This is a genomic window from Arthrobacter sp. EpRS71 (genome assembly GCF_001512285.1).
Taxonomy (GTDB): Bacteria; Actinomycetota; Actinomycetes; order Actinomycetales; family Micrococcaceae; genus Arthrobacter.
In genome coordinates, this window is sequence record NZ_LNUV01000006.1 from 2,027,232 (window position 1) to 2,054,208 (window position 26,977).

28 protein-coding genes are annotated in these 26,977 nt (G+C 61.0%); 10 read left to right on the forward strand and 18 right to left on the reverse strand.

The window, feature by feature from the left end:
• Positions 1-4 precede the first annotated feature (4 nt).
• A complete protein-coding gene (gene sigE / locus AR689_RS19755; protein WP_062072910.1) occupies positions 5-628 on the reverse strand; it encodes an RNA polymerase sigma factor SigE in 624 nt (207 codons plus the stop codon).
• A gap of 235 nt (positions 629-863) precedes the next feature.
• Here sigE and AR689_RS19760 point away from each other — a divergent pair, with 235 nt between their 5' ends.
• Positions 864-1,496: an O-methyltransferase gene (locus tag AR689_RS19760; RefSeq protein ID WP_024817450.1), complete on the forward strand. Its 633-nt coding sequence runs from the start codon at positions 864-866 to the stop codon at positions 1,494-1,496.
• Positions 1,497-1,581: 85 nt separating this feature from the next.
• On the opposite strand, the gene AR689_RS22845 is transcribed toward AR689_RS19760, so the two are convergent.
• The 4 genes from AR689_RS22845 to AR689_RS19775 all read right to left on the reverse strand — a co-directional run bounded on the left by AR689_RS22845 (position 1,582) and on the right by AR689_RS19775 (position 4,479).
• Positions 1,582-1,749 (reverse strand): DUF3117 domain-containing protein, encoded by a 168-nt coding sequence (locus tag AR689_RS22845; RefSeq protein WP_009357720.1) that lies wholly within the window; start codon positions 1,747-1,749, stop codon positions 1,582-1,584.
• Positions 1,750-1,975: 226 nt separating this feature from the next.
• Positions 1,976-3,178: a hypothetical protein gene (locus AR689_RS19765; RefSeq protein ID WP_197412973.1), complete on the reverse strand. Its 1,203-nt coding sequence runs from the start codon at positions 3,176-3,178 to the stop codon at positions 1,976-1,978.
• A 101-nt stretch (positions 3,179-3,279) separates the two neighbouring features.
• Positions 3,280-3,621, reverse strand: a complete 342-nt coding sequence (locus tag AR689_RS19770) for a DivIVA domain-containing protein (RefSeq protein WP_062072911.1) — start codon at positions 3,619-3,621, stop codon at positions 3,280-3,282.
• Between the two features lie 18 nt (positions 3,622-3,639).
• The gene (locus tag AR689_RS19775) at positions 3,640-4,479 is read right to left on the reverse strand and encodes an LOG family protein (protein ID WP_197412928.1); all 840 of its coding nucleotides are present in this window, start codon (positions 4,477-4,479) and stop codon (positions 3,640-3,642) included.
• A 163-nt stretch (positions 4,480-4,642) separates the two neighbouring features.
• On the opposite strand from AR689_RS19775, the gene AR689_RS19780 reads away from it, so the two are divergent.
• The 4 genes from AR689_RS19780 (at position 4,643) to AR689_RS19795 (ending at position 7,966) form a co-directional block, all read left to right on the forward strand.
• Positions 4,643-5,398, forward strand: a complete 756-nt coding sequence (locus AR689_RS19780) for an amino acid ABC transporter ATP-binding protein (RefSeq protein WP_062072913.1) — start codon at positions 4,643-4,645, stop codon at positions 5,396-5,398.
• Between the two features lie 56 nt (positions 5,399-5,454).
• On the forward strand, positions 5,455-6,333 hold the full coding sequence (locus AR689_RS19785; protein ID WP_062072915.1) for a glutamate ABC transporter substrate-binding protein: 879 nt from the start codon (positions 5,455-5,457) through the stop codon (positions 6,331-6,333).
• Between the two features lie 92 nt (positions 6,334-6,425).
• Positions 6,426-7,076, forward strand: a complete 651-nt coding sequence (locus tag AR689_RS19790; protein ID WP_062072917.1) for an amino acid ABC transporter permease — start codon at positions 6,426-6,428, stop codon at positions 7,074-7,076.
• Positions 7,073-7,966: an amino acid ABC transporter permease gene (locus AR689_RS19795; RefSeq protein WP_062072919.1), complete on the forward strand. Its 894-nt coding sequence runs from the start codon at positions 7,073-7,075 to the stop codon at positions 7,964-7,966. The genes AR689_RS19790 and AR689_RS19795 overlap by 4 nt, the downstream gene beginning before the upstream one ends.
• A gap of 70 nt (positions 7,967-8,036) precedes the next feature.
• On the opposite strand, the gene dapE is transcribed toward AR689_RS19795, so the two are convergent.
• Positions 8,037-9,161, reverse strand: coding sequence for a succinyl-diaminopimelate desuccinylase (dapE, locus tag AR689_RS19800; protein ID WP_062072921.1), 1,125 nt, complete (start codon positions 9,159-9,161; stop codon positions 8,037-8,039).
• A gap of 95 nt (positions 9,162-9,256) precedes the next feature.
• Between dapE and dapD the strand changes: the two genes are divergently transcribed.
• On the forward strand, positions 9,257-10,282 hold the full coding sequence (gene dapD / locus AR689_RS19805) for a 2,3,4,5-tetrahydropyridine-2,6-dicarboxylate N-succinyltransferase (RefSeq protein ID WP_062072923.1): 1,026 nt from the start codon (positions 9,257-9,259) through the stop codon (positions 10,280-10,282).
• Positions 10,283-10,316: 34 nt separating this feature from the next.
• Positions 10,317-11,138 (forward strand): transglycosylase SLT domain-containing protein, encoded by an 822-nt coding sequence (locus AR689_RS19810; protein WP_502686029.1) that lies wholly within the window; start codon positions 10,317-10,319, stop codon positions 11,136-11,138.
• A gap of 1 nt (position 11,139) precedes the next feature.
• Here AR689_RS19810 and AR689_RS19815 read toward each other — a convergent pair whose 3' ends face one another.
• Together AR689_RS19815 and AR689_RS19820 are read right to left on the reverse strand one after the other, a co-directional pair.
• Positions 11,140-11,751, reverse strand: coding sequence for a hypothetical protein (locus tag AR689_RS19815; protein ID WP_062072927.1), 612 nt, complete (start codon positions 11,749-11,751; stop codon positions 11,140-11,142).
• A gap of 109 nt (positions 11,752-11,860) precedes the next feature.
• A complete protein-coding gene (locus AR689_RS19820; RefSeq protein ID WP_062072929.1) occupies positions 11,861-12,487 on the reverse strand; it encodes a TetR/AcrR family transcriptional regulator in 627 nt (208 codons plus the stop codon).
• An 80-nt stretch (positions 12,488-12,567) separates the two neighbouring features.
• Here AR689_RS19820 and galE point away from each other — a divergent pair, with 80 nt between their 5' ends.
• Positions 12,568-13,584, forward strand: coding sequence for a UDP-glucose 4-epimerase GalE (gene galE, locus AR689_RS19825; protein WP_062072931.1), 1,017 nt, complete (start codon positions 12,568-12,570; stop codon positions 13,582-13,584).
• A 145-nt stretch (positions 13,585-13,729) separates the two neighbouring features.
• On the opposite strand, the gene AR689_RS19830 is transcribed toward galE, so the two are convergent.
• The 3 genes from AR689_RS19830 to fdxA form a co-directional block, all read right to left on the reverse strand.
• Positions 13,730-15,013, reverse strand: coding sequence for a citrate synthase (locus tag AR689_RS19830; RefSeq protein WP_024817462.1), 1,284 nt, complete (start codon positions 15,011-15,013; stop codon positions 13,730-13,732).
• Positions 15,014-15,245: 232 nt separating this feature from the next.
• Positions 15,246-16,394 (reverse strand): succinyldiaminopimelate transaminase, encoded by a 1,149-nt coding sequence (dapC, locus tag AR689_RS19835; RefSeq protein ID WP_062072933.1) that lies wholly within the window; start codon positions 16,392-16,394, stop codon positions 15,246-15,248.
• 14 nt (positions 16,395-16,408) lie between these two features.
• Entirely contained in the window at positions 16,409-16,735 is a 327-nt protein-coding gene (gene fdxA, locus AR689_RS19840) for a ferredoxin (RefSeq protein ID WP_024817464.1), read from the reverse strand.
• A gap of 198 nt (positions 16,736-16,933) precedes the next feature.
• Between fdxA and AR689_RS23860 the strand changes: the two genes are divergently transcribed.
• A complete protein-coding gene (locus AR689_RS23860; RefSeq protein WP_502686030.1) occupies positions 16,934-17,122 on the forward strand; it encodes a putative acetyltransferase in 189 nt (62 codons plus the stop codon).
• Here AR689_RS23860 and AR689_RS19845 read toward each other — a convergent pair.
• Together AR689_RS19845 and typA are read right to left on the reverse strand one after the other, a co-directional pair.
• Positions 17,055-17,486 carry a hypothetical protein gene (locus tag AR689_RS19845; RefSeq protein WP_062072935.1) on the reverse strand — a complete coding sequence of 144 codons (432 nt, stop codon included), beginning with the start codon at positions 17,484-17,486 and terminating at the stop codon, positions 17,055-17,057. The genes AR689_RS23860 and AR689_RS19845 overlap by 68 nt on opposite strands.
• Positions 17,487-17,519: 33 nt before the next feature.
• Positions 17,520-19,436, reverse strand: coding sequence for a translational GTPase TypA (typA, locus tag AR689_RS19850; protein WP_062072937.1), 1,917 nt, complete (start codon positions 19,434-19,436; stop codon positions 17,520-17,522).
• Between the two features lie 192 nt (positions 19,437-19,628).
• On the opposite strand from typA, the gene AR689_RS19855 reads away from it, so the two are divergent.
• Positions 19,629-20,561, forward strand: coding sequence for an SGNH/GDSL hydrolase family protein (locus tag AR689_RS19855; protein ID WP_062072939.1), 933 nt, complete (start codon positions 19,629-19,631; stop codon positions 20,559-20,561).
• Between the two features lie 214 nt (positions 20,562-20,775).
• On the opposite strand, the gene AR689_RS23180 is transcribed toward AR689_RS19855, so the two are convergent.
• From AR689_RS23180 to AR689_RS19880, 5 genes are all read right to left on the reverse strand, one after another.
• The gene (locus tag AR689_RS23180; protein WP_156424644.1) at positions 20,776-21,258 is read right to left on the reverse strand and encodes a hypothetical protein; all 483 of its coding nucleotides are present in this window, start codon (positions 21,256-21,258) and stop codon (positions 20,776-20,778) included.
• A 216-nt stretch (positions 21,259-21,474) separates the two neighbouring features.
• A complete protein-coding gene (locus tag AR689_RS19865) occupies positions 21,475-23,190 on the reverse strand; it encodes an ABC transporter ATP-binding protein (protein ID WP_231745607.1) in 1,716 nt (571 codons plus the stop codon).
• A gap of 11 nt (positions 23,191-23,201) precedes the next feature.
• Complete coding sequence (locus AR689_RS19870) at positions 23,202-24,185, reverse strand: ABC transporter permease (protein WP_062072945.1); 984 nt, start codon at positions 24,183-24,185, stop codon at positions 23,202-23,204.
• On the reverse strand, positions 24,175-25,104 hold the full coding sequence (locus AR689_RS19875) for an ABC transporter permease (RefSeq protein WP_062072947.1): 930 nt from the start codon (positions 25,102-25,104) through the stop codon (positions 24,175-24,177). The genes AR689_RS19870 and AR689_RS19875 overlap by 11 nt, the downstream gene beginning before the upstream one ends.
• Before the next feature lie 210 nt (positions 25,105-25,314).
• Positions 25,315-26,952: a peptide ABC transporter substrate-binding protein gene (locus AR689_RS19880; protein ID WP_062072949.1), complete on the reverse strand. Its 1,638-nt coding sequence runs from the start codon at positions 26,950-26,952 to the stop codon at positions 25,315-25,317.
• Between the last annotated feature and the right edge of the window lie 25 nt (positions 26,953-26,977).

Sequence of the window (26,977 nt, forward strand, 5' to 3'; positions counted from 1 at the left end):
CACCCTAAAGGATGCTGGCGATGCGGGGCATCTTCAAACGCGGCTTACGCGCCTCCGCAGGGCGGGGATCGCGGTGGGCAAGTTTTTCGCGGAGCATGGTCCGCCCGCGGTGGATACGGGACCTGACGGTCCCCAGTTTCACCCCGAGCGCCTCGGCGACTTCGTCGTAGGAAAGACCTTCAAGATCACACAGCACGACGGCGGCACGGAAGTCCGGCGGGAGTTCTTCCAACGCCCGCTGGACGTCGAGGTCAAGGTTGTTGTGCTCGAAGCTCTGCTCAGGTCCGGGCTCGCGGCCAGGCAAGCGGGATTCGGCATCTTCTGCGAGCGCGTCGAAGCGGATCCTGCTCCTGCGCCGTGCCCCGTCCAGGAACAGGTTGGTGGTGATACGGTGCAACCAGCCATCCAGGGTTCCCGGTTTGAAGTTTTCAAGGGACCGGAAAACTCTGACGAAAACCTCCTGGGTGAGGTCTTCGGCGTCGTACTTGTTGCCGGTCAGGCGATAGGCGAGGCGATATACCTTGGCGGAGTGGTTTGATACCACTTCCTCCCAGCTGGGCATGACCCAATCAGTAACGGCCTCAAGGCTTTCCGATGTTTGGACTGGCGCAGCATGCGATGCCGGCATCGTCCACTCCCCTCAAACTGTGGTTCACCGAATATTCGGTGCCGCCCACCTCATGGATGACCGGAGCATTATCATCCCAAGCTTGTCTGGGAATTTCCTGACTGGCCAGCGTTTTCTCCGCAAGGCTGAAAACGGTGGTGGACACACCCCCGGAGAGCTGTCCGCAGCGGGTTTGCGGGTGCGGACACAGTAGTCTTGGTACAAACACCCCTCCCCGCGGAAAGCGAACCCCTTCATGAGTGCCGACAAGTCAAGCAGCTGGTCCTATGCAGAAGATCTGCCGGCTGAGGATGACGTGTTGTTGCGCGCCCGTGAGCGCTCCTTTGAACTGGGTGTCACCCCCATCAGCCCCGGCGTAGGCGCCGTCCTGACGGTACTCGCCGCCGCTTCCAAAGCGCAGACAGTGGTGGAAGTGGGCTCCGGCGCAGGCGTGTCCGGGGTTTGCCTGCTGCGTGGCCTCAGCCCCCATGCTGTGCTGACCACCATTGACGTGGACGTCGAACATTTGAAGGCAGCCAGGGAAGCATTCCTGGAGTCCGGCAGCCCGGCAAACCGTACCCGCACTATTTCGGGCCGTGCGGCGGATGTTCTGCCACGGCTGACCGACTCCGCCTACGATCTGGTGTTCATCGACGCCGACAAACCGAACTTCCCCAAGTACGTGGAGCAGGCAATCCGTCTCCTGAAATCGGGCGGCACCCTGGTGATCAACGATGCCTTGGACAAGGACCGCGTCGCCAACCCGGCGGCCCGCGAGGCAACCACAGTGGTTTTGCGTCAGATTGTGAAGGCCATCCGCGACGACGAACGGTTGGCGTCGGCGATGCTGCCGACGGGCGACGGTCTTTTGGTGGCCGTCAAGAAGTAAGGTGCCTGCTGGCAGCAAGCACGCAGCTTAAACAAAAGCAGGGCCCCGGCTTGCCGGGCCCTGCTTTGTAAATCTATCCAAACGCCTATTCAGTAACGCCTACGAGGCATTCCTTGAGGTTGGCCGCTTCCGCAGCGTTGAGTTCGACAACGAGTCGTCCTCCGCCTTCGAGCGGCACACGCATGATCAAGCTGCGTCCCTCTTTGGTAACTTCCATAGGGCCATCGCCGGTACGTGGTTTCATAGCCGCCATTAGGAAAATCCCCTCCATTTGTCCCAAGTCACGCCAACCCGGCCGGGCTGGTTCCGCGTCGCAATTGCAGCCGGCGGCACCGCTTGGGAGGCCGCCTTGGCCGGGCACTTTTCGGTGCTTTGTCCTTGCTCTTGGTCCATTATCCCGTAATTACCTGTCCGTAGCGAATCAAACGCGCATTTGTCCGGACTTTGTACATACTCGGCTTGCGCGGCAAACGTCCACGTCAGGGCGGATAGTCCCCGCCGCCAGGGAGCGGAGCCCACGCCCACAGCCACACCACCCAGACGATCTGGAGGAGGACGAACATCACCACCACGGTCCCCCGGTACGCTTTGGATTTGGAGAGCAGCGCCACCGCCAAGGCCAGCGGGAAAAGTGGCAGCAGCATTCTGAAGGTGCTGGTCTGGGGATGAAGGAAGACCAGCAGGTAGCCCATGTAGCAAGCGCACCAAAGCCTCACCTCAGTTCCGAGTTCCCGGACCGGCCTGGACATCATGACCAGCACAAAAAGTGCCGTGAAGATGAACGGAGCAAGCACGCCCAACACAGGACCGAACAACATCCTGCCCGTGTCGAACCACGGCTTGAAAGGCACAAGATCGTGTCCGCGCCACGCTGTTTCGGTGCGCGTGTAGGCCGTCATTTCACCCGTGGTTGCCCAGGCAATGGCTGGCCACGCCAGAGCTCCAAGGCCAGCCGCGAGCACCAACGCCCCCAGCGAGAGTAAGCTGCGCCCCGACGTCGCGTCGTCACCACTCCCTGAAGCGGGGGGTAACGGTGTCCCTGACGGCCTGAACCGCTGCCACAGACGCCAGAGCAACAGCAATCCCACCATGGCCGCAAAGGGGACTCCCGTGGGCCTGGAAAGACACATGAGAAGCACTACCGGAATGGCGGACAGATACCGGCGCCGCACCACCAGCAACAACGCACCGGACAACAGCAAGAGATTCAAGGACTCGGCGTACGGGACCTGAAGGATCGGGGACACCGGAAAAGTGGAGACGAAGACGACGCCCCATAGCGCCGCGCGTTTGCCTGCGAACTCACGGAACAGTTTGTATATCACCAGGGCCGCACCCACACCTGCCAGCATCGCGATGAGGGTGAGGGCAGGCAGGGTTCCCATCCCGGTGGCTGCAGAGAGACCCCGGGCCAGGAAGGGGAAGAGCGCATAGAACGCCCAGGCATTTTGCTGGACAACGCCATTCGCGTCCACGGGCAGGACCGAGGGATAGCCGTTGTCGGCAGCCTCCTGATACCAGCGTCCATCCCAGATAGTGATGAAGTTCCAATAATCCGGAGCCGGCGGGAACCACGGGTTGGTTCCTTGGTGAATGGCTGCCGCCATGAAGATACAGGCGCTGACCAGCCGGGCTGCGACAAAAATCAAGGTTACCTGCAGCCACCAAGGCCAGCCGCCCACTCGTGCGGCAGCGCTTGATAACCCCACGGACAGCCGGTCCGCGGGCCCCCGCGGCCCCTGCGTCTGTGACGCGTGGCCCTGCGGGGCCGGGGTCTGCGAGCTCACTGCCGGGCCCGGCCGGTTTCGCCGTCCTCAAGACGCGGCTCAACCAGGGCCCCGAGACGTTCGATCTCGCGATCCTTGGCTTTCAGCTGATCCCTCAGCTCGTCCAGGACCTGGTCAACCTGATCCATCCGGTAGCCGCGAAGGCCCAGGGCAAAACGCAGGGAATCCACGTCGGAAGGTTTGGCATCCTCCGGCAGCAGGACAGCCGGCAGGTTGGGCACGGGCTGCTCAAGCCCCGCTCCGATGGAGCGCCCCTTGACCATTCCGGCACCAAGATATAGCGCCGCACCAACGAGGACGATCGCGAGAAACACCAGGAAAAAACTCACAGTGTCCATCGTGCCAGAAACAGCCGGCTATTCCGGGCGCTGGTTTCCATTAGTGGTAGGTGGAAGAGGTGCACCGTGCAGGACACGGTGCACGGCATCGGCGGGGTCATCCACCAGCTGGATCAGGTCAAGGTCCTTCTCCGAGACCATGCCTTCGGCAACCAGGGTCTCCCGGATCCACTCGATCATGGGTCCCCAAAAGCGGACACCGAGCAGGACGATGGGGAATGAGGTCACCTTGCGGGTTTGGACCAGGACCATGGCCTCGAACAACTCATCGAGGGTGCCAAGTCCGCCGGGAAGAACCACGAAACCCTGGGCGTATTTGACGAACATGGTCTTGCGGGCGAAGAAGTACCGGAAGTTGATGCCCAAATCCACCCATTGGTTGAGTCCCTGCTCAAAGGGCAGTTCAATACCCAGTCCCACGGAGACTCCGTTGCCTTCCACTGCGCCCTTGTTGGCGGCTTCCATGGATCCGGGACCACCACCGGTGATCACGGCAACTCCGGCTTCAGCGAGCTTGCGGCCCACATCCACGGCCATCTCGTAGTACTCGGTTCCGGGTTTGGTCCGGGCTGAACCGAAGACGCTGACGGCGGGCCCCAAATCAGCAAGGGCACCGAAGCCCTCCACGAATTCACTCTGGATCCTCAGGACACGCCACGGATCGGTGTGGATGAACTGCCCGGCTCCGCTGGTGTCCAGCAAATGCTGGTCCGACATTCCCGTGTCCGCCTGTTTGCGCCGCAGCTCGAGGGACCCTTTGTGCTTGGCGGGTGCGATGTCCGAAGGAAGCGGAGCGCGGGTGCCCGAGACGCGACCGTTGGCATCCGGGTGGGGAACGGGGTGCTGGCTGATGCTCATTGCCCAAGGCTAGCGCGGATGAAGGCGTGCTCCGTGGCAGCGACCCGCTTCTTGCATTGCAGTCTGGTATATCGCTGTGGGGCAGGTTTCTGTTCAGTCACGATCTTCAGGAAGTTGCCGTGACCGTGGTCATATTTGCTCCTTTGTTCGCTAGATTCGTCGTATGACTACTCAAGCGTCCGGCGATGCCCTCGTCTCCCTGAATGGCGTCAATAAGCACTACGGTCAATTGCATGTCCTCAAAGACATCAACCTTCAGGTTAAGAAGGGTGAAGTCGTGGTGGTCATCGGACCTTCCGGGTCCGGTAAATCCACTCTCTGCCGTGCGATCAACCGCTTGGAAACCATCGACGACGGCGACATCGCCATCGACGGGAAGAAGCTTCCCGAAGAAGGCAAGGATCTCGCGCACCTGCGTGCCGACGTCGGCATGGTCTTCCAATCCTTCAACCTGTTCGCCCACAAGACGATTCTTGAGAACGTCACGCTGGGCCCCATCAAGGTGAAGAAAGTGGCCAAAGGCACGGCCGACAAGGAAGCCATGGCCCTCCTGGAACGCGTAGGCGTTGGACACCAGGCTCCGAAGCTTCCTGCCCAGCTCTCCGGCGGCCAGCAGCAGCGTGTGGCCATTGCCCGCGCTCTTGCCATGAAGCCTAAGGTCATGCTGTTCGACGAGCCCACGTCCGCGTTGGACCCCGAGATGATCAACGAAGTGCTGGACGTCATGATCCAGCTGGCCAAAGAAGGCATGACCATGATCGTGGTCACCCACGAAATGGGCTTCGCCCGCAAGGCTGCCGACCGCGTGGTGTTCATGGCCGATGGTCAGATCGTGGAAGACGCCACCCCCGAGGAATTCTTCACCAACCCGAAGAGCACCCGTGCCAAGGACTTCTTGTCCAAGCTCTTGACCCACTAGCTCCTTACCGCCAGCACCCCCGGCCGTAAGGCGGCCACCCATATGAAAGGAACACCATGAAGTCTCTTATTACCCGGAGGAAGTCACTCCTGGTGGCCGCATCGGCTGCGCTTGCTCTCTCGCTGAGCGCTTGCGGCGGCGGCGGCACCACAACTACTCCCCCGGTTGCTTCGGCAAGCTTCGAAGCCGGCACCACCATGGAGAAGCTCAACAAGGCCGGGACCATCAAGATCGGAACCAAGTTCGATCAGCCGTTGTTCGGCCAAAAGGGCCTTGATGGCAAGCCTGTCGGTTTCGACGTTGAAATGGGCAAGGCAATCGCCGCGAAACTGGGCATCGCCGCTGACAAGATCGAGTGGGTAGAGACTGTCTCCCAGAACCGTGAGTCGTTCATCGAGCAGGGCCGCGTTGACCTCGTCATCGCCACCTACACCATCAACGATGCCCGTAAGGAAAAGGTCGCCTTCGCCGGGCCGTACTACGAAGCTGGCCAAGCCCTCTTGGTGAACAAGGACGATACCTCCATCACCAAGCCGGAAGACGTCGCCGGCAAGAAGGTCTGCTCCGTCACGGGTTCAACCCCGGCCAAGACCATCGCCGAGAAGTACAACGCCGAGGTAGTCCCCGCGGCCACGTACACCGCTTGCCTGGAACCGCTGCGTAACAAGCAGGTTGTCGCCGTTACCACCGACAACGTGATCCTTGCCGGCTACGTGGACAAGGAACCGGATGCCTTCAAGCTCGCCTCGGATGAGACCTTCACGAAGGAGCCCTATGGCATCGGCCTGAAGAAGGACGACACCGTGTTCCGCAACTGGATCAACGACCAGCTTGAGGGATTCGCCAAGGACGACACCTACAAGAAGGCTTGGGAAGCCACTGCAGGCAAGGTCATCAAGACCGCTCCTGAACTTCCTACGATCAACCGCTACTAGTCGGGACCCGTCAACTGCCGCTGCCCCTCCGGGCGGCGGCAGTTGACGAATCCAGGACCCTGTTCCCTGATTAGCTGCAGCCAAAGGAAGCCATGGACGCCGTCATAGCAAGCCTCCCCGAATATTGGGACGGATTTCTCCGAACCCTTTATCTTTCCGTCATTTCAGGAATCATTGCCCTCATTGTCGGCACACTCCTGGCGGCCATGAGGGTTTCCCCCGTGGCAGCACTTCGCGGTTTCAGCATGTTCTATGTTGAAGTGGCACGTAACACCCCGTTGACCATCATTTTCTTTTTCGCGGCTATTGTTCTGCCCCGTTTGGGCGTCAAGTTTGAACAATTCGAAGTTGCCGCCATCATCGCGTTGAGCAGCTACACGGCCGCCTTCATTGCCGAGGCCGTCCGTTCCGGCGTCAACAGCGTCCCTGTGGGGCAGGCAGAAGCTGCCCGCAGCGTCGGTATGACCTTCACGCAGGTTCTGGGCTTCATCGTCCTCCCCCAGGCGGTGCGAACGGTGGTGCCGCCGTTGATCAACATTTTGATCGCACTGGTTAAGAACTCTTCGGTGGCCGGCGCCTTCTTCGTCCTGGAGCTTTTCGGCTACGGCCGTCAACTCTCCAACGACTACGGCAACCAGGTCCTTTGGATCCTCCTTGGGGTGGCGTTCTTCTACCTCTTGATCACAGTTCCCTTGGGACTTCTGGCGCACTTTGTTGAACGAAAGGTGGCGATTGCCCGATGACATCGGTCCTTTACGACGTCCCCGGGCCCAAGGCCCGCCTCTATTCGCTCATCGGCTCAGCTGCCGGCGTTCTGATAATTCTCGGCATTCTGGCCATCGCTGTTATCACCCTCGCGCAGCAGGGCATTTTCGATGCAGACCGTTGGGAGATTTTCTACGGTCCCATGGCTCCGGACGTCTGGAACCTGATTGGCCAAGGCATTGTCTCCACCTTGACCGCGGCTGCCGTGGCGGCCGTGATTGCCTTCCCGTTGGGCATCGCGCTCTGCCTGCTGCGTATCTCCCTGATTCCGTGGATCCGGATTCCCACCCAGGTGGTGCTGGAGTTCCTCCGCGGCATGCCCGTGGTCCTCATGATGTTGTTCGTCCTGTTGGTTTTCGCCACGGGCCAGTTCCAAGCCGTGGTTGTTGGCCTGGTTCTTTACAACGCGGCCATCTTCGCTGAAATCCTTCGTGCCGGCATCCAGTCCCTTCCCAAGGGACAACGCGAAGCTGGTTTGGCGATCGGCCTCCGAAGCTTCCAGTCACGGATGTCCATCGAGTTCCCTCAGGCTGTGCGCCGGATGCTTCCGTCTTTGGTTGCCCAGTTGGTGGTTCTGCTCAAGGACACCTCGCTCGGCTACATCGTGGGCTACGAGGAACTGCTGCGGAAAATCCAGATCATGGCCGACTTCCTCGGCCCTGATTTCCTGTTCCCGGCGTTCTTCGTGGGCGCTGCGATCTACATCCTGATCAACCTGACGGTGTCAAGGATTGCCATCATGATTGAACGCCGCGGTTCCAAGAAGGCCGCTGGCGGAATGGCTCCCCCCAGCGTCCGGACAGGGCTCGTGGCTGGCGGTAACGATCCCATTGCGAAGGACTCAGTCGAGGGTCCGAACAAGGCATAACCAGTACCAAGGACGAAGGTCCGCAGCTACCAAGCTGCGGACCTTCTTCGTTGCTGGGGGCATTTCGGGACTACGGCGCCAGCCACGTCCTCAGTGCACGGAGGCACTCACGGATGGCATCGGCGTCGACGTGCTCGTTGTCCTTGTGCGCCAGCAGAGGATCGCCGGGGCCGAAGTTCACCGCAGGGATGCCCAGTTCGCTGAAACGCGCGACGTCGGTCCATCCGTATTTGGGTTTGGGCTCGGCACCCACTGCGGCGACGAAGGAGGCGGCGGCGGGGTGATTTAGTCCGGGCCTCGCGCCGGCAGCAGCGTCCGTACGGACGACGTCGAATCCTTCCAAAAGGTCCCTGACGATGGCCTCTGCCTGGTCCGGATTCTTGTCCGGAGCGAAACGGTAGTTGATCTCCACCACGCAGCGGTCCGGGATGACGTTCCCTGCCGTGCCCCCGTTGATTTTCACGGCGTTGAGGCTTTCGCGGTAATCCAGGCCGTCCACGTTGATGGTCTGCGGCTCGTAAGCGGCGAGCCGCGCCAGGATGGGTGCTGCGGCGTGGATCGCGTTGACGCCCATCCAAGCACGCGCAGAGTGGGCTGTTTCGCCGATGGTGGTGGCTTCGAAACGGCTGGTTCCGTTGCAACCGCCTTCCACCGTGCCATGCGTGGGCTCCAAGAGGATCGCGAAATCTCCCTTCAGCAGATCTCCGTGGTTCCGAACCAACCTGCCCAGGCCACTCTTGACCGCTTCCACCTCTTCATGGTCGTAAAAAACGAAGGTGACGTCTTTGTCCGGCTGCCCACCGTCGTCGAAGAGTGTCGCCGCCAGCGCAAGCTGCACCGCCACGCCGCCCTTCATATCCGTGGTGCCGCGGCCGTACAGCACGCCTTCACCGGGAACACCGGATTCCCAGGTGGCTGGAACGGTGCCCAGTGAACCCTCAACCGTAGGCAGGGGCACGGTATCAAGGTGGCCGGCCAGGATGACGCGCTCAGGGCGGCCAAGTTCGGTGCGCGCAATGATGGCGTCGCCGTCCCGGATGACGGTGTAGGCGGGCATGGTGCGCAGGGCGGACTCGACGGCGTCGGCGAGTTCGGTCTCGTTGCCGGAGACACTGTTGAAGTCAATGATCGCGGCGGTCAGGAGTGCTACGTCCTGGCGAAGGTCAAGGATGGCGGGTGCAGGGTTCAGGGTCACCCGTCCAGCCTAATCCCCGGAAACAACCACAATTGCGACTTCTACGGCATGAGACGGGTTTTAACCGACCTCTGCCTGCTGGATAGACTTGCCCCATGACTGAAACTGCTTCCTCTGCTGTGCCCGCAACCGCGCCCGCCAACCCCCGATCGGCTTATGGCTTCGGACTCGCCACCATCGCCACCTCGGCTTCCGGGGAAGCAACCGTGCTGGACGTCTGGTACCCGGCACCCGCACTTGGTGTTGCGGCCGAAACCCTCCGTGACGTTGAGAATGCCGACCCCGCACTCACTGCACTGGCCAACGACGGCAAGGATGCCGATCGTGGGACGGAGCAGAAAGTGGTCTTCGCGCAGATCGACCTCGACGCCGCCCCCGCAGACACTGCCGACGCATACCTGCGTTTGCACCTCCTCTCCCACCGTCTGGTCAAGCCAAACAGCATCAACCTGGATGGCGTCTTCGGCAAGCTGCCCAACGTTGTGTGGACCAACTTCGGTCCCGCCGCCGTTGACGGCTTCGAACTGACCCGCGCACGCCTGCGCAAGCGCGGCAACGTGGTGGTCTACGGCGTGGACAAGTTCCCGCGCATGGTTGACTACGTGGTGCCCGCCGGTGTGCGCATTGCCGACGCCGACCGCGTCCGCTTGGGCGCCCACCTCGCCGAAGGCACCACTGTGATGCACGAAGGCTTCGTGAACTTCAACGCCGGCACCCTGGGCACCTCCATGGTGGAGGGCCGCATCTCTGCTGGCGTTGTTGCCGGTGACGGCACTGACGTTGGCGGCGGAGCGTCCATCATGGGCACGCTCTCCGGTGGCGGCAAGGAAAAGATCTCCCTGGGCGAGCGCGTCCTGCTCGGCGCCAACTCCGGCGTGGGCATCAGCATCGGCGACGACTCCGTGGTGGAGGCCGGCCTGTACGTCACCGCCGGTACCCGTGTACGGGTTCCGGGCCCCAAGGACGAGAACGGCGAGGACACCAGCCAAATCATCAAGGCAGTGGAACTCTCCGGCGTTCCCAACCTCCTGTTCCGCCGCAACTCCACCACAGGCGGCGTGGAAGTCCTTCCGCGCAAGGGCCAGACCGTGGAGCTCAACGAGGCTCTCCACGCCAACTAGCAGGAGACACTCAGTGCGCCGGTTCCGCCGCGCCATGGTTGCGGTGCTGGCTTTGGCCCTCGTAGCAGGCGCCATCTACGCAATAGTTGCAGTGCTGCAGCGCTCCGAGACACTGGTCACGGAGCGCTGCTTCGCCGTAATCGGCCCGGAAAGCCATGAGCTCGCAACAGACCAGGCAGCGAACGCTTCGCTCATCTCTGCAATCTCCGTGCAGCGAGGACTTCCACCACGAGCGGCAACTATTGCCCTGGCTACGGCCATGCAGGAGTCCAGGCTGCGCAACATCAATTACGGCGACGACGCCGGCCCCGATTCCCGTGGACTGTTCCAACAGAGGCCCTCGCAAGGCTGGGGAACCGAGGAACAGGTCATGGACCCCGTCTACGCCGCGAATGCGTTCTTTGATGGCTTGGTCAAGGTTCCAGGCTACGAATCCATGGAGATCACCCAGGCCGCCCAAGCGGTCCAACGTTCAGCCTTCCCCCGTGCTTATGCCCAGCATGAAGGCATGGGCCGGGCCTTCGCGTCTGCCCTCACCGGGCACTCCGAGGCCGCGCTGAACTGCGAACTGCGCATGCCCGAAGCGGCTGGCGACCCTGCCGCCGTCGTCGATGAACTCACGACGGCGTTCGGCACCCAAGCGGCCACCGTACAGGGCCGCTCGGTTCAGCTGGAGGCGGGTGGAACACAGGCCTGGGCAGTGGCTCATTGGGCAGTGACTAACGCCAAGACCTTGTCCATTACGCAGGTGGACGTTGCCGGCCAGACGTGGAACAGGGAGAAGCGCGACGGCTGGCAGCCCTCCGCCGCGCCTGCTGAGACGGTAACCATCACCGTTTCGGCGCCGGCCACCTGAGTCAGGCGAGAATCTCCACCACGGGTTGGACGTAACTGCGGAACACGTCGGGCTCGGAAAGCAGCTGGTGGCTCATGATCATGGTGCTTGGTTCCAGGTACCAGGCCCGGGGCTCATTGAGTGGCAGCTCAATGATGGTGAGTTCGAAGTCCCGGGAACTGCGTCCGACCTCCAGGAGCCTATCCTCCACCATTTCGTTCAGAACCTGCGTGACCCCGTTGGCTTCACGGGCGGCCTCGAGGTTGGCATACTCGTCGATCCTGTCGGTGGCCCATCCCAACGCAGAGCCAAAATGTGCCTGCAGGACGCGCTGGAGTGCCGGTGAGTTGCCAAATGCCTTGAAGCTCGGGGGCGCAAGCTCCGATGAGGGGTTCGGGTAGGACTTGAGGAGGCTATCCCACCACGCCTCCCACTCTGTTTTCAGCGCCGGCAAACCCCCGACGTCAGAGGTGAGGTGCTTATGGTCAGCGTGCCGGACTTTGGGATCTGCATGCGACAGCGCCGGTTTTCCTGCACCATCCAGGCCTGCAACATCACGGAGGTAGAGGGCTATGAGCATCGGCCCGGACGTATCCATGGTGATGCGCCATCCTGGGCCGCCTGACTCGTGCATGCGAATTCCTCCCTTTGGCAGGTCCCCGACACGTCCCAGTCTATTCCCGATGGCTCCAGACGGTAATGGAGTTATCAGGCTCTTGTGGGCTTCGGCGGCCCCTTCACCCTTAGCGGCTGGCAGCGGCGGTCCTGAGAGACCGCAGATGAGCCGTGAGGACGTCGCTGCACATCTCTGCGGTCATCCACTCGGGCTGCAGCAATGCGTGCATGCACAAGCCGTCCATGGTGGCCAGGAGCCGTTCCGCTTCCGTCACGAGGTTTTGCTGCGCGTCGGCTTCCCCGGGATTCAGGATCATGATGAGGCGGCCAACGACGGCGGCCACGGTGCGGTGGCTGCGTTCGGCTTCGGCGGCCAGGACGGGCTTGATCCGGGCAGCGTGCCGGAACGCCATCCATACGCATGCGTCCACCGCGAGCTCTTCGTCCAGCGGCAGGAACTGGCCGAGGAGGTTCAGTACGGCATTGTGTTGCTCGGGGCTCTCGGGCGCCGCACCCTCCACTGAAGCAAGGGCCGTCTCAAGACGCCCCGCCAGGCGATCGATCACTGCCCCAAAGGAAAAGACCAGAAGCTCATCGCTGCTGGCGAAATAGTGCCGCACCGAACCCACAGCCAAATCTGCTTCGTCTGCCACTTCCCTCAGCGATGCCCGTTCCAGGCCGTCGCTTGCAATGATCCGGAAGACGGCTTGGACAACGTCATGGCGCCGGGCTTCGGCATCAACAATTTTGGGCACTCATCGTTTTTAGCACGAACGTGCTTCAACACCGCTCAACACAGAGCGGCGTGCCTCCACTTTCCGATAGCGTAGGGACCATGAAAATTCTTGTCACCGGTGGCACCGGCTACATCGGTTCCCACACCGTTTTGTCCCTCCAGGAAGCCGGCCACGACGTCGTTGTACTCGACAACCTCGTGAACTCCAGCGAGGAATCCCTCCGCCGCGTTTCCGAGCTCACCGGCAAGACCGCAGCCTTCCACAAGGTCGACCTGGTGGATGAGCCCGCAGTTGAGGCAGTCTTCGACCAGCACCAGATCGACGCCGTGATCCACTTCGCGGGCCTGAAGGCCGTCGGCGAGTCCGTTCAGGAACCCCTGGCCTACTACTACAACAACATCGTGGGCACCCTGAACCTGCTCCGCGCCATGGACAAGCACAACGTGCGTTCCATCGTCTTCAGTTCCTCCGCTACGGTCTACGGTGAGCACAACCCCATCCCGTACATCGAGAAGATGGAAATCGGCGCCAACAACCCGTACGGCCGCACCAAAGAGCAGATCGAGGACATCCTCTCTGACCTTGGCAACGCGGACGACCGCTGGCATATCGCACTGCTGCGCTACTTCAACCCCGTGGGCGCACACCCGTCCGGCCGCATTGGCGAGGACCCCCAGGGCATCCCGAACAACCTCGTCCCCTTCATCGCACAGGTAGCCGTGGGACGCCGAGAGAAGCTCATGGTCTTCGGCGGAGACTACGACACCCCCGATGGCACAGCCCAGCGCGACTACATTCACGTGGTCGACCTGGCCGATGGGCACGTAGCAGCCCTGAACTACATCGCTGAGCGCGCCGGCGTCCGCCGCTGGAACCTTGGCTCCGGCCGCGGTTCCTCCGTCCTGGAGGTCCTGCGGTCCTTCGAGAAGGCCGTGGGCCAGCCCATTCCCTACGAGATCACCGGACGCCGGGCCGGCGACCTCCCCGCTTTCTGGGCGGACGCTTCCTCCGCCCTCGCGGACCTTGGCTGGTCCACCACCAAGACCGTGGACCAGATGTGCGAGGACCACTGGCGCTGGCAGAAGAACAACCCTTACGGGTACAACGCTTCCTAACCCGAACGCGGGGTCACTTATGGCCCGTTCCAGGCCCTTGATGGGGCCCTAAGTGACCCCGCGTTGCAGTTTCCACGGGCAAAACAACGGCCGCTCACCTCGCGCGAGGTGAGCGGCCGCCGTCGTTATTGACGCTGTTACCGTGTCAGTTGGCCGGGTAGTTGCGCTCCGGCTCCCCTGTGTAGAGCTGCCGCGGACGGCCGATCTTCGTCTGGGGATCGTTGATCATTTCGCGCCACTGGGCAATCCAGCCCGGCAGGCGTCCAATGGCGAAGAGGACCGTGAACATCTTCTCCGGGAAGCCCATGGCCTTGTAGATGAGGCCGGTGTAGAAGTCGACGTTCGGGTACAGCTTGCGCTGGATGAAGTAGTCGTCAGCCAGGGCCTTCTCTTCCAGGCGCATGGCGATGTCCAGCAGTTCGTCGTTGCCGCCGAGCTTGCCCAGAACTTCGTGCGCCGTTGCCTTGATGATCTTGGCGCGGGGATCGTAGTTCTTGTAGACACGGTGTCCGAAGCCCATGAGGCGGACGCCGTCTTCCTTGTTCTTGACCTTCTCCATGTAGTCCTCGGGCTTGATGCCGTCGGCCTGGATCTGGCGGAGCATCTTCAGCACGGCCTCGTTGGCGCCACCGTGGGCGGGGCCGAAGAGGGCGTTGATGCCGGCGGAAACCGACGCGAAGAGGTTGGCGTTGGAGGAGCCCACAAGACGCACGGTGGACGTGGAACAGTTCTGCTCGTGGTCGGCGTGCAGGATGAGCAGGAGGTCCAGTGCCTTGACTACTACCGGATCCATCTCGTACTGCTCGGCCGGAAGACCGAAGCTCAGGCGCAGGAAGTTCTCCACAAGGTTCATGGAGTTATCCGGGTAGAGCATCGGCTGGCCGATGGACTTCTTGTGCGCGTAGGCGGCGATGACCGGCAGCTTGGCCATCAGGCGGATGGTGGAAACTTCCACGTGCTCCGCATTGAACGGATCCAGCGAGTCCTGGTAGAACGTGGACAGCGCAGAAACAGCCGAGGAAAGCACCGGCATGGGGTGGGCGTCACGCGGGAACCCGCCGAAGAAGCCCTTGAGCTCTTCGTGCAGGAGTGTGTGGCGGCGGATCTTCTGATCGAACTCTTCCAACTCCGTAGGAGTGGGAAGGTTGCCGTAGATCAGCAGGTAGGAAACTTCGAGGAAGCTCGAGTGCTGCGCGAGCTGCTCAATGGGGTAACCGCGGTAGCGCAGGATGCCTGCGTCGCCGTCGATGTAGGTGATGGCCGAGGTAGTGGCCGCTGTGTTCATGAAGCCGGGGTCATAGGCAACGGCGCCCGTCTGCTTCAGCAGCTTGGAAACGTCGTAGCCTTCGTTTCCTTCTACAACCTTGATGCGCGGCAGTTCGAGTTCGCCGCCGGCATGGCGCAGTGTCGCGCTGGTGGTCTCAGTCATGGAGTCCCCTTCATGAGGCCTCAGGGCCTCTATCGAACGCTTGTCCAACCACCTTCTGGTGCCGCCGCCTTCGGCCCTACTGTTGCAGGGCTCCAACGGCCGAAGTGCATTCTTAGAGAAGGCCACCATTGATAGTCAGTTAAAAAGCTACCGCCAGTAACCCTACGGAACTAATCCGTACCGTCCGGTTACTGGCGGAATGACGCTATAAGTGGTGCAAGTCACAGCATTGTTATGACCCTGTGGCAAGCCGTTCCACGGCGGCATCAATTCGTTCATCGCTGCCGGTGAGCGCCACACGGATGAATCCGTTACCGGCGTCTCCATAGAAAACGCCCGGGCCCACCACGATGCCGAGGTCCGCGAATCGCGCCACGGTGTCCCACGTTGCTTCTCCGGCCGTGGACCAGAGGTAGAGCCCGGCCTTGGATTCGTGGATGGTCAGCCCGAACTTCTCCAGCGCAGGCACCATCCTCTCGCGGCGTCCGCGGTACAGATCTTTCTGGGCCAGCACATGCCCGGCATCGCCCAGTGCAACGCGCATGGCTTCCTGCACGGGGTAGGGAACAATCATGCCCGCATGCTTGCGGCTGTTGACCAGGTTGGCCATGATGGCCGAATCCCCGGCAACGAAGGCTGCCCTGTACCCGGCAAGGTTGGACTGCTTGCTCAGCGAGTACACGCACAGCAGGCCGTCCGTGGAGCCGCCGGTGACGCGGGGATCCAGGATGCTGGGCACGGCTTCTCCCCCGAGTTGGGCATCCCATTCGCCCCAACCCAGCTCGGCGTAGCACTCATCCGAAGCCACCACCGCGCCGATCTCACGGGCTTGGCCAACGATCCTGCGGAGAGACTCCACATCGCGGACGCTGCCCGTGGGATTGCCGGGCGAGTTGATCCAGATCAACCGAACCTTCGCACGGGTGGCTGCATCAAGTTCGTCGAGGTCATCAGCAGCAACCGCCGTGGCACCCGCCAATGAGGCGCCGATATCGTACGTCGGGTAGGCCACGGTAGGCCTGACAACCACATCGCCGGCGTTCAAACCGAGCAGGAACGGCAACCAGGCCACGAGCTCCTTGGAGCCGACGGTCGGCATGACGTCCCTGGGGTCCAACCCCGGCACACCGCGGCGGCTGGCGAACCAGTCCACCACCGCTCGCCGCAGAGCCTCGGTACCGTGCACCGTGGGGTAGCCATGGGCATCCGAAGCTGCGGCCAGGGCCTCCCGGATGAGTCCGGGAGTGGGGTCCACCGGCGTGCCGATGGAAAGATTCACTGCGCCACCAGGATGTTTGGCGGCTGTGGCAACATACGGCGCCATAGCCTCCCACGGGTAGTCAGGCAGGTTCAGGCCGAAAGCCGGCGCCGCGGAAATCACCGAAATAACCGCCCTTAGTGGTCTTGGTTCTGCGGGGGCAGTGCGGAGATGAACGGGTGGTCCTTGCCCGTATTACCGATCTTGGCCGCTCCACCCGGGGAACCGAGGTCGTCGAAGAACTCAACATTGGCCTTGTAGTAGTCGGCCCATTCTTCCGGGGTGTCATCCTCGTAGTAAATGGCCTCAACAGGGCACACGGGTTCACAGGCACCACAGTCGACACATTCATCGGGGTGGATATAGAGGGAACGCTCACCTTCGTAAATGCAGTCGACAGGGCACTCTTCAATACATGCCTTGTCCTTGACATCCACACACGGCTGCGCGATTACGTACGTCACGTCCCAGACCTCTCCACGGTTTGTCCCGGCGATGGCCGGGGTAACACTGCCGGCATCATGCCGGGCACTCAACTTCCGAGCCTATTATCCAACAGGGCGCTAACGCCAACCTAGCCCGCGTCTTAGTATGAAACGGTGACTCCCCCGAAAGTGCCGCCGCAACAGTTCCTCATCAACGCAGAACCAGGAATCCGGGTGGTGGTCCGGTACAGGATCGAGGACGGCTTGACGGACGCACTCGGCTATCTCGTAAGAGCCACCGAAGGCTCCTGTACAGTCCGGACCCGCACGTCCGACGTCGACATTCCGCTGGCAATGGTTATTGCGGCGAAAGAGGTTCCGCCTCCGCCGCCGCGCCGGCAATCCGTGCGCGCCGCGTCCGACTGACGGGAAGCCGGCTGATGACCACAAGCATGATTAAGGTCACTCCGCCGATGCCGAAGACCCACACGTTCCCCACGGCGTCGCCCGGAATCAACTGCTTGGCCGGACCGGCTGAGGAGAGGATTCCGACGACGGCGTAGCTCACCACGCCTGCCACCGCCGCCGGTACCACCGAGCGGGACCAGGCGGCGAGCCATAACTGTAACGACGCCAGCAGCAGCAGCGCTGCGGTCACGCCCCAAGGGAGTTCGACGCCGGCCCACAGTATGGTCTGCCGGTGCAGCCCAGTCCCTCCCAGGGCAACGAAAAGAGCCGCCGGTACAGCCGTGAAAATTCCACGGACCGTACCGGCGACCCCTCTCTTCATTCAGCTATGCCTGACCGTGTCAGTCAGTTCAGGCTAGGACTTGGCGCGGGCGCGGTTAGCCTTGGCGCGCTCGTTGGAGTCCAGGATGACCTTGCGGATACGGATCGATTCCGGGGTGACTTCAACGCACTCGTCTTCACGTGCGAATTCCAAGGACTCTTCGAGGGTAAGGTCGCGCGGCGGCGTCAGGTTCTCGAAGGTGTCAGAGGAAGCTGCACGCATGTTGGTGAGCTTCTTTTCCTTGGTGATGTTCACGTCCATGTCGTCAGCGCGCGAGTTCTCGCCCACGATCATGCCTTCGTAAACCTCGGAGGTGGGCTTCACGAAGAAGGAACCGCGCTCCTGCAGGTTGATCATGGCGAACGGCGTCACAACACCGGCGCGGTCGGCGATCATGGAACCGTTGGTACGGTATTCGATCGGGCCGGCCCACGGCTCGTAGCCTTCGGAGATGGAAGCAGCAATACCGGCGCCGCGGGTGTCCGTGAGGAACCGGGTGCGGAAGCCGATCAGGCCACGCGCAGGAACGATGAACTCCATGCGGCACCAGCCGGTACCGTGGTTGGCCATGTTGGTCATACGGCCCTTGCGGGCAGCCATGAGCTGCGTGACAGCACCGAGGTACTCTTCCGGCACGTCAATGGTCATGTGTTCCATCGGCTCGTGGAGCTTGCCGTCGATGGTCTTGGTGACAACCTGCGGCTTGCCCACGGTCAGCTCGAAGCCTTCACGGCGCATCTGCTCAACCAGGATGGCCAGCGCGAGCTCACCACGGCCCTGAACTTCCCAAGCGTCGGGGCGCTCGGTGGGGAGAACCTTGATGGAGACGTTACCGATCAGTTCCTTGTCCAGGCGATCCTTCACCTGGCGGGCCGTGACCTTGGCACCCTTGACCTTGCCGGCCAGCGGCGAGGTGTTGATACCAATGGTCATGGAGATCGCGGGGTCGTCCACCGTGATCAGCGGCAACGGCTGCGGGTTCTCGGCATCCGTCAGCGTTTCGCCGATGGTGATTTCCTCGATGCCGGCAACAGCAACAATTTCACCCGGACCGGCAGACTCAGCGGGAACGCGGGTCAGGGCCTTGGTGGCAAGCAGTTCGGTGATCTTGACGTTCTTCAGCTCACCGTTTGCACGCGCCCAGGCCACAGTCTGGCCCTTGCGGAGGGTGCCGTTGTAGATGCGAAGCAGGGCAAGGCGGCCAAGGAACGGCGATGCGTCCAAGTTGGTCACGTGTGCCTGCAGCACGCCGTCCGGGTTGTACGTCGGAGCGGGGATGTGCTCGATGATGGTCTTGAAGAGGGGCTCAAGGTCCTCGTTCTCCGGGGCTGAGCCGTTGGCCGGCTGGTCCAGGGACGCGCGGCCAACCTTGGCAGCGGCGTAGACGACGGGAACTTCGAGGACCTTATCCAAGTCCAGGTCCGGAACTTCGTCGGCGAGGTCCGAGGCGAGGCCGAGGAGCAGGTCCATGGACTCGTGGACTACTTCGTCGATGCGGGCGTCGGGACGGTCGGTCTTGTTGACCAGGAGGATCACCGGGAGGTGCGCGGCGAGAGCCTTACGGAGCACGAACCGGGTCTGGGGCAGCGGGCCCTCAGAGGAGTCGACCAGCAGGACGACGCCGTCAACCATGGACAGACCGCGCTCTACCTCGCCACCGAAGTCGGCGTGGCCGGGGGTGTCGATGACGTTGATGGTGATGGTCTCGCCGTTGGACGACGGGCCGTTGTAGGCAACCGTGGTGTTCTTCGCGAGGATGGTGATGCCCTTTTCGCGTTCCAGGTCACCGGAGTCCATGACACGGTCCTCAACCTCACCATGGGAAGCGAAGGAGTTGGTCTGCTTGAGCATGGCGTCAACCAGGGTGGTCTTACCGTGGTCAACGTGTGCGACGATCGCGACGTTGCGCAGATCGCTCCGCGACGCAGTGTTGGTGATGGTTTCAGACATGCGTTAATGACTCGTTTCAGTGGTGAAGTCAGCTGTTTGTATCCGCGCGCATACCTGATCACTTGATCGGAACACACAGCGAAAAGACCCCGGGACACAGGGCACCTGCATCCAGTCTAAACGCAGTTGCATTTCTGAGCCTAAAAAGCAAGCTATTGAACGCTGCATTGTGGCCCCGCTCACACGGCTGTGATGTTACGTAAACGCAAGTCCAAATGCTGGATTTTCCCTGTCGCGTGCACCATGATTGGCAGCAGAACCAGTGCCACGTGGAGAATAACGATGCGACAAGCTCCGGCCGCGTTCCGCGTGCTCGCACCATTGATCGCCGCAGGCGTTCTCTTGGTGGGCTGCGGACCAAGCCCAGTGCCAATTACGGCCCCCTCTGGATCAACCGTGCCCGGGCCCGCGCAGACAGCAGCCGCGGATAAGCCTCTGCGGATTGCCCCGGCACCCAGTTCCCTCAACCTTCCCGTGGGCTCGCTGTACAAAAACCCGGCCAACAACCGCAGCGAGCTGGTTCTCGCCGACGTCCGGCACACCGCGGTACTTATTGGCGATTCCCAGTCAATGCCGAAGGACTCCTGGCCCCAGCAGGGTATTGCAGCCATGGGCTACAAACTCCATGTAGTGGGCATGGGCGGCACCGGCTATGTGGCAACCAATGGGAAGACCGGCAACTACATCGATGCGTTGCAACGCGGTGACTGGGTGCTTCCCTTCGGCGACCCGCCCTTGATTGTGATCCAAGGTGGCGGCAATGATGCCACCCAACGAGCCACCGACGCGCAAATCAGCAGCAACGCCGAGCGACTTCTCGCTGCCCTGAAGAAACGCTACCCGGGAACCACCTTGGCCATGATTGGAACCCTTGCCAGGGGCGTGAGCAATGGCGGCGGACGTCGTACGGAAATCGACGCACTCCTTGGAAGGATCGCTGCCAAGCACGCCATCCCCTTCGTCAGCGCGGGAGACTGGCTCACCCGCTACAACGCGATCGGAGATCTCCAGGACGGCGTGCACTTGAAGCCTGCCGGGCATGCCAAGCTGGGCGCCGCACTGGCTCGCGAATTCACCGCCCTTGGCCTCACGGCACGCCCGGACACTTCCGAACCGGCCAAGTAGCCCGCGGCGTCGTCGTAACGGCCATTGTGGGGCCCGCTCTGCGCGCCTACTGCGCTCTTTGGCGCGCAAAGCGGGCCCCACAACGAGTGTGTTAAACGGCTGGAGCCGGTGGTTCCCTTCGGAAGGGAACCACCGGCTCTGTTGCTAGACAGCCGCTAAACGCTCGACGCCGGTTAGGCCACGGCAGGCGGCAATAGCAGAGGGTCAGGGGTATCTACCGCAGGAATCCGCCGATGGTTGCCCCGTCCGGCCCGCCCGCGCCGGCAGTACGCGCCGTGATGCGGAATAGCTCAGATCCCGGGGAGGCAACAAATGTTTGGTTGATATTGTATGTGTTGCATGTACCGGAACCCATCGATACAAAGTCATAGTCAACAACAACGGTGTCGGCTGTCCTGACTTCCGGACGGATCAACATATTGTTGCCACCCGTCTGGCTGTAGCAGAGGCTAAAGCTGCTTACATGAACCGAATTCTCCGCATGCTGAGAGAACTCCGGGCTGAAACTAATTGCCACAGTATTGCCGTTCATGGAATCGACGTAGGAAGTCATCGCCAGCACGGACGGACTCGACCCCACACTAACTGTGGTTACCGTTGCTGCTTGCGCTGGCGAAGCCGCAATGGATGCCACCAGGGCACACGCCGCAGATAGCGATGCAATCCTGGCGAATTTATTTTGTGTTCTATTTCTCACAATATCCCCCTTGAATATTCGAAATTGATACCCAAATACCGTATCGATTAGCGTATTTCATGTCAAGAGTGCCATGGAAGGCGGGAATCTATTATGATCTTTATTGAATTCCTTCATCTATTTCACAAAAATAGAAGTAAATCAAGTCATAAGAAAAGCCGGTGATTCCTAGGAATCACCGGCTCGTCTAACCTCATAGGTCTACCAGACCGTTCGTTAGGCTACCTCGGGAGGCAGCAGCAACGAGCCGCCCGGAATCGCGTCCAGAAGTGCCTGGGTGTACGCCTCGCGCGGGTTGTCGAAGACGTCATCCGTGCTGCCCGTTTCCACAAGCTTGCCCTTCTGCATCACACAGACGTGGTCCGCAATCTGACGGACAACCGCGAGGTCGTGGGTAATGAACAGGTAGGTCAAGCCAAGGTTGTCCTGAAGATCCGCCAACAGGTTCAACACCTGGGCCTGCACCAGAACGTCAAGCGCAGACACGGCTTCATCACAAATGATGACTTCCGGGTCCAAGGCCAGCGCACGGGCAATGGCAATACGTTGCCGCTGGCCACCGGAGAGTTCGTTAGGGTACCGCCGCATGGTGGACTGTGGCAGGGCCACTTGATCCAATAGCTCACGGACCTTCTTCTCGCGGCTGGCCTTCGTTCCGATCTTGTGCGTCCTCAACGGTTCTTCAATGGTGCGGAAGATGTTGTACATGGGATCGAGAGAACCGTAGGGATCCTGGAAGATGGGCTGCACCCGGCGACGGAACTTGAACAGGTCCTTGCTGTTGAGCGTCGAGGTGTCCACCCCATCAAAGATGATCTTCCCTGAGGTCGGTTCCAACAGGTTGAGAACCATTTGCGCCACGGTGGACTTGCCGGATCCAGACTCGCCAACAATTGCCGTAGTGGTTCCGCGCTTGACGGCAAAGGAAACGGAATCAACTGCTGTGAAGTCCGTGGACTTCCCAATGCCGCCGCGAAGCTTGAAGACCTTGGTCAGGTCTTCAACCTTCAGGACCTCCTCCGGCAGTGCTGTCTCGACGATGACCGGTTCCGTAGGAGCCAGCAGCTCTTCCGATTCGATTCCCTGTTCCTTCGCCACCTGGATACGACGTGATGCCAGCGAAGGCGCCGAAGCAACCAGTCGCTTCGTGTAGGGGTGACGCGGGTTGCGGAGCAGCTCGAGTGAAGGGCCGGATTCAACAACCTGGCCCTTGTACATGACAACCACCTTGTCCGCGCGCTCAGCTGCGAGGCCGAGGTCGTGGGTGATGAGGAGCACGGCTGTTCCCAACTCGGACGTCATCTTGTCCAAGTGATCCAGAATCTGACGCTGCACCGTAACGTCAAGGGCAGACGTCGGCTCATCCGCAATAAGGAGACGCGGCTGGCATGAAAGCCCGATCGCAATAAGCGCACGCTGGCGCATACCGCCGGAGAACTCGTGCGGGTACTGTTTTGCCCTGCGCGACGCATCAGGCAGCCCGGCCTCGGAGAGAACCTTGGCGACGTCCTCAGGCCCTGAAGGGAGCCCGTTCGCTTTCAAGGTCTCTTTGACCTGGAAGCCGATCTTCCAAACGGGGTTCAGGTTGGACATGGGGTCCTGTGGAACCATGCCAATGGAATTTCCGCGGAGCTCGATCATCCGCTTCTCGCTGGCATGGGCAATGTCCTCGCCGTCAAAGAGAATCTCGCCAGCTGCAACCCTGCCATTGCCCGGGAGCAAACCGATGGCGGCAAGCGCCGACGTCGATTTTCCGGAACCCGACTCCCCCACAATTGCAACCGTCTCACCTGGCATGACCGTCAGATGGGCATTTCTCACTGCGTTGACCTCACCATTGCTGGTGGTGAAGTTGATGGCAAGGTTCTTGATCTCCAGCAACGGACGCTCGGAGCCGGCGACTTCTTCCTTGATGTGAACTGAAGAGTTCATGGCTTCGCCTTTCATCGTTTGCGGGCCTTGGGATCCAGGGCATCACGCAGGGCATCGCCCAACATGATGAAGCTCAAAACTGTGATGGAAAGAGCTATAGCCGGGTAGAGCAGGGGCATCGGGTTGGATCGCAAAGATGCCTGTGCAGCCTGAATGTCGTTGCCCCATGACATGACGCTCGGAGGCAGCCCGATTCCAAGGAAGGAAAGGGTCGACTCGGCAACGATAAAGGTGCCGAGAGAAATGGTGGCGACGACGATGATCGGAGCCAGCGAGTTTGGCAGCACGTGACGCAACAGTGAACGGAAGCGGGAAACGCCTAGGGACCGTGCTGCCACAACAAAGTCAGCATTCCTGACCTCAATCACTGCGCCTCGGGTGATGCGTGCAATTTGTGGCCATCCGAAGACGATAAGAATCAGCACCAGCGTCCACACTGTACGGTTCGCGCGGAAAACGGGGAGCTGCATCATGACGATTGCGCCAAGGATCAGCGGCAATGCGAAGAAGATGTCCGTCAGACGGGCCAGAAGCGCATCTGCCCAACCGCCGTAGTATCCGGCGAGGGCACCAACAATGCCACCGAAAAGAACGACGCCGATGGTAGTGAACAGGCCAACGGTCACCGAGGATCGGGTACCGAAAATGACGCGGGCATAAACGTCACACCCCTGCTGTGTGAAACCAAGGGGATGGCCCGATGCCGGTCCCCCATCGGAGTTGGACAGCTGGCAGGCCTCGTTGGAGGGATCAATTTGTGAGAACAGGCCGGGGAAGAGCGATACAACAACAACGGCCAGAATCATGATTGCCGAGATGATGAACAGGGGCTGCTTGCGCAGGTTTTTCCATGCCTCACCCCACAGGCTTGAGGGAGCGCTATCTTCCTTGACCTTGTCGGTAGCCTGGAGCGGCGTTTCGTCAAGGTCGGCAACAAAGTGCTCGATGTGTCGCCGGGTGGTGTCCTGCCCGGTCAGGTTACTTTCAGGAGTCATAACGGATCCTCGGGTCAAGCCAGGCGTAAAGGAGGTCAACAAGCAGGTTGGAGAGGCAATAGATCAACACCAACACCGTGACAATGGAGACCACCGTGGGTCCCTCACCTGACAAGACGGCTCGATACAGCCTGTTGCCAACGCCGGGGACGTTGAAGATACCTTCTGTGACAATTGCTCCGCCCATCAGGGTGCCAAGGTCTGCGCCGAGGAACGTCACCACTGGAATAAGCGAGTTCCGCAGAATGTGGACGTTGACAACCCTGAAACGGGACAACCCTTTAGCGGTGGCTGTCCGGACATAGTCGGCGTTCATGTTCTCGATGACGCTGGTCCGGGTCAAGCGCAGAACGTAGGCAAACGATGCCAGGCCAAGAACGATTGCAGGCAGGATCAAGTCCTGCACTGGCGCGGCCGCACTGACAGTTGGTTTAGCCCACCCCAGCTGCACACCGATGAAGAACTGAAGAATGAATCCGAGCACGAAGATCGGAATACCGATGACGATCAGCGAGGCAATCAGAACGGTGCCGTCGAAGAACTTGCCCTTGCGGAGACCTGCGATGAGGCCGAAGGCGATGCCGAAGACTGCTTCGAAGATGAGAGCCATCACTGCAAGCCGGGCTGTCACAGGGAAAACCTCGCCGAGGACGGCGGCAATGGGCCGGCCGGAGAAGTCCTGGCCGAGGTCGAACGTGAAGATGCTCTTTAGATAGAGCAAGTATTGAACGATAAAGGGCTGGTCCAGGTTGTACTGGGCCCGTAGTTTCGCGGCAACAGCTTCGTTAACGGGCTTATCGCCGAACAGTGCGGCAATGGGGTCGCCGGGAAGGCTGAAAACCAGGAAGTAGACCAGCAGTGTGGCTCCCAGGAAAACTGGAATCAGCTGGAGGAATCGCTTGAGGATGTAGGTGGCCATCAGCGCATCACACCCCGATCAGCAGGCACCCTGTCCAGGGGTGCAGCGGAGTTGTTCATCGAAGAACCTTTTCGTCTGATGTGCAAACGTTCCCTGCCAAGGCAAAGTAGGCCTGCACAAGGACGCCCAACCGGAGTTGGGCGTCATTGATTTGCAACGTGATACGGCGGCGGACGCGCTCAGCTGAGCACCCGCGCCGCCGTTTCACGGTTACTTGCCAGTGATGTTGTAGTACAGCGGAACGCCGTCCCAACCGTAGTCAACATTGGTGACGCCAGTGCTCCAGCCACCCTGCGATACCTGGTACCACAGCGGGATGGCGGGAAGGTCCTGCAACAGGATTTCCTGGGCCTTGTTCATTGCCTTGTTGCCTTCGGCAACGGAAGGCGCGGAGAGTCCGTCAGAGATCGCCTTGTCAAAGGTGGGGTTCTCGTAGCGGGCGTCGTTCGAGCCAGCGCCGGTCTTGTAGATCGGGCCGAGGAAGTTATAAAGCGAAGGGTAGTCTGCCTGCCAGCCAGCGCGGATTGCACCGGTCAGCTTGCCAGTGGTTGCAAGATCGCGGGCTTCCTTGAAGGTTGCGAACGGAAGGCCCTCAGCCTTGATGCCGAGGTTGTTCTTCAGCTGGTTGGTAAGAGCCTCAACCCAAGCCTTGTGGCCACCCTTGTCAGCGTTGTACGCAATGGTGAAAGCCGTGTTCGGGTCCCACTTCTGGATGGCATCTGCCTTGGCCCAGAGGTCCTTGGCCTTGGTTGCGTCGAAGTTCAGGTTGTCCGAACCGGGGATGCTGTCGCTGTAACCGTCCAAGACGGGGGCGGTGAAGTCCTTAGCCGGCTGGCGGCCACCGCTGAAGATCACCTTAGTGATCTCTTCCCTGTTGATGGCCAGGGAGATTGCCTGACGACGGAGCTTGCCGGCCTCGCCACTCCATTCCGGAAGGTACTCCGGGATAGCAATGGTCTGGTTGCCTGCGTACGGCTTCTCAATGAAACGATCGCCAAGATCTGACTTGAAGTTCTTGAGGGCGCTCGTGGGGATGACCTGCAGAATATCCAGGTTGTTGGACAGCAGATCCTGGTAGGCGGCGTCGTCGTTCTGGAAGATCTTGAACGTCACGCCACCGTTCTTTGCCTTACGGGGACCGTTGTAATCGGGGTTCGGGACCAGCTGGATCTGCACGTTGTGCTGCCAACCGTTTTCAGCCATCTTGTACGGGCCGTTGCCTACCGGCTTCTCGCCATAGGTCTTGGGGTCGGCCAGTGCTGCCGCCGGAACCGGCATGAACGCCGTGTAGCCGAGACGGAGCGGCCAGTCAGACTCGGGCTGCTTGAGTTCGACGGTGAAGGTGGTGTCATCTACAACCTTCAAGCCGGACAGCGTGTCCACTGTGGAACCCTCTGCACTGGCTTCGTCGTAACCCTTGATGCTCTCAAAGAACGTGGCGCTCAGTTGCGCGTTCTTTGCCGCTGCACCGTAGTTCCAGGAGTCAACAAAGGTCTTAGCCGTAATGGCGTCACCATTGGTGAACTTCTGGTCCTTCTTGATCTTGATGGTGAAGTTTTGTGCGTCAGGCGCCTCGATGGACTCCGCCAGCTCGTTTACCGGCTTGCCCGAAGGGTCATAGCTGACAAGGCCAGAGAAGATCAGCGTGGCAATCTTGCCGCCGCCGACTTCGTTGATATCTGCCGGCATGAGCGGACGCTGCGGCTCAGAGCCGTCGGCAATGATGACCTTATTGGGGTCGCCCGCGGATGTACCGGAGTCGTTGCTGCCGCCGCCACCGCAACCGGTCGCTGCGAGGGCGATAATCGCCGCTACGCCTAGAGCTTTGGAAGTGCGCGAGAAACGCATTCCGCCTCCTATGAGTCGTGGAGTT

Coding starts and splice junctions, on each gene's coding strand:
- AR689_RS19780 (WP_062072913.1), top strand. CDS start 4,643: ATGACTACTCAAGCGTCCGGCGATGCCCTCGTCTCCCTGAATGGCGTC.
- AR689_RS19815 (WP_062072927.1), bottom strand. CDS start 11,751: ATGCACGAGTCAGGCGGCCCAGGATGGCGCATCACCATGGATACGTCC.
- AR689_RS19770 (WP_062072911.1), bottom strand. CDS start 3,621: ATGGACACTGTGAGTTTTTTCCTGGTGTTTCTCGCGATCGTCCTCGTT.
- galE (WP_062072931.1), top strand. CDS start 12,568: ATGAAAATTCTTGTCACCGGTGGCACCGGCTACATCGGTTCCCACACC.
- AR689_RS19870 (WP_062072945.1), bottom strand. CDS start 24,185: ATGACTCCTGAAAGTAACCTGACCGGGCAGGACACCACCCGGCGACAC.
- AR689_RS19775 (WP_197412928.1), bottom strand. CDS start 4,479: ATGAGCATCAGCCAGCACCCCGTTCCCCACCCGGATGCCAACGGTCGC.
- AR689_RS22845 (WP_009357720.1), bottom strand. CDS start 1,749: ATGGCGGCTATGAAACCACGTACCGGCGATGGCCCTATGGAAGTTACC.
- AR689_RS19855 (WP_062072939.1), top strand. CDS start 19,629: ATGTTACGTAAACGCAAGTCCAAATGCTGGATTTTCCCTGTCGCGTGC.
- AR689_RS19790 (WP_062072917.1), top strand. CDS start 6,426: ATGGACGCCGTCATAGCAAGCCTCCCCGAATATTGGGACGGATTTCTC.
- typA (WP_062072937.1), bottom strand. CDS start 19,436: ATGTCTGAAACCATCACCAACACTGCGTCGCGGAGCGATCTGCGCAAC.
- AR689_RS19865 (WP_231745607.1), bottom strand. CDS start 23,190: ATGAACTCTTCAGTTCACATCAAGGAAGAAGTCGCCGGCTCCGAGCGT.
- sigE (WP_062072910.1), bottom strand. CDS start 628: ATGCCGGCATCGCATGCTGCGCCAGTCCAAACATCGGAAAGCCTTGAG.
- AR689_RS19785 (WP_062072915.1), top strand. CDS start 5,455: ATGAAGTCTCTTATTACCCGGAGGAAGTCACTCCTGGTGGCCGCATCG.
- dapD (WP_062072923.1), top strand. CDS start 9,257: ATGACTGAAACTGCTTCCTCTGCTGTGCCCGCAACCGCGCCCGCCAAC.
- AR689_RS19875 (WP_062072947.1), bottom strand. CDS start 25,104: ATGGCCACCTACATCCTCAAGCGATTCCTCCAGCTGATTCCAGTTTTC.
- AR689_RS19760 (WP_024817450.1), top strand. CDS start 864: ATGAGTGCCGACAAGTCAAGCAGCTGGTCCTATGCAGAAGATCTGCCG.
- AR689_RS19880 (WP_062072949.1), bottom strand. CDS start 26,952: ATGCGTTTCTCGCGCACTTCCAAAGCTCTAGGCGTAGCGGCGATTATC.
- AR689_RS19830 (WP_024817462.1), bottom strand. CDS start 15,013: ATGACTGAGACCACCAGCGCGACACTGCGCCATGCCGGCGGCGAACTC.
- AR689_RS19845 (WP_062072935.1), bottom strand. CDS start 17,486: ATGAAGAGAGGGGTCGCCGGTACGGTCCGTGGAATTTTCACGGCTGTA.
- AR689_RS19795 (WP_062072919.1), top strand. CDS start 7,073: ATGACATCGGTCCTTTACGACGTCCCCGGGCCCAAGGCCCGCCTCTAT.
- AR689_RS19810 (WP_502686029.1), top strand. CDS start 10,317: ATGGTTGCGGTGCTGGCTTTGGCCCTCGTAGCAGGCGCCATCTACGCA.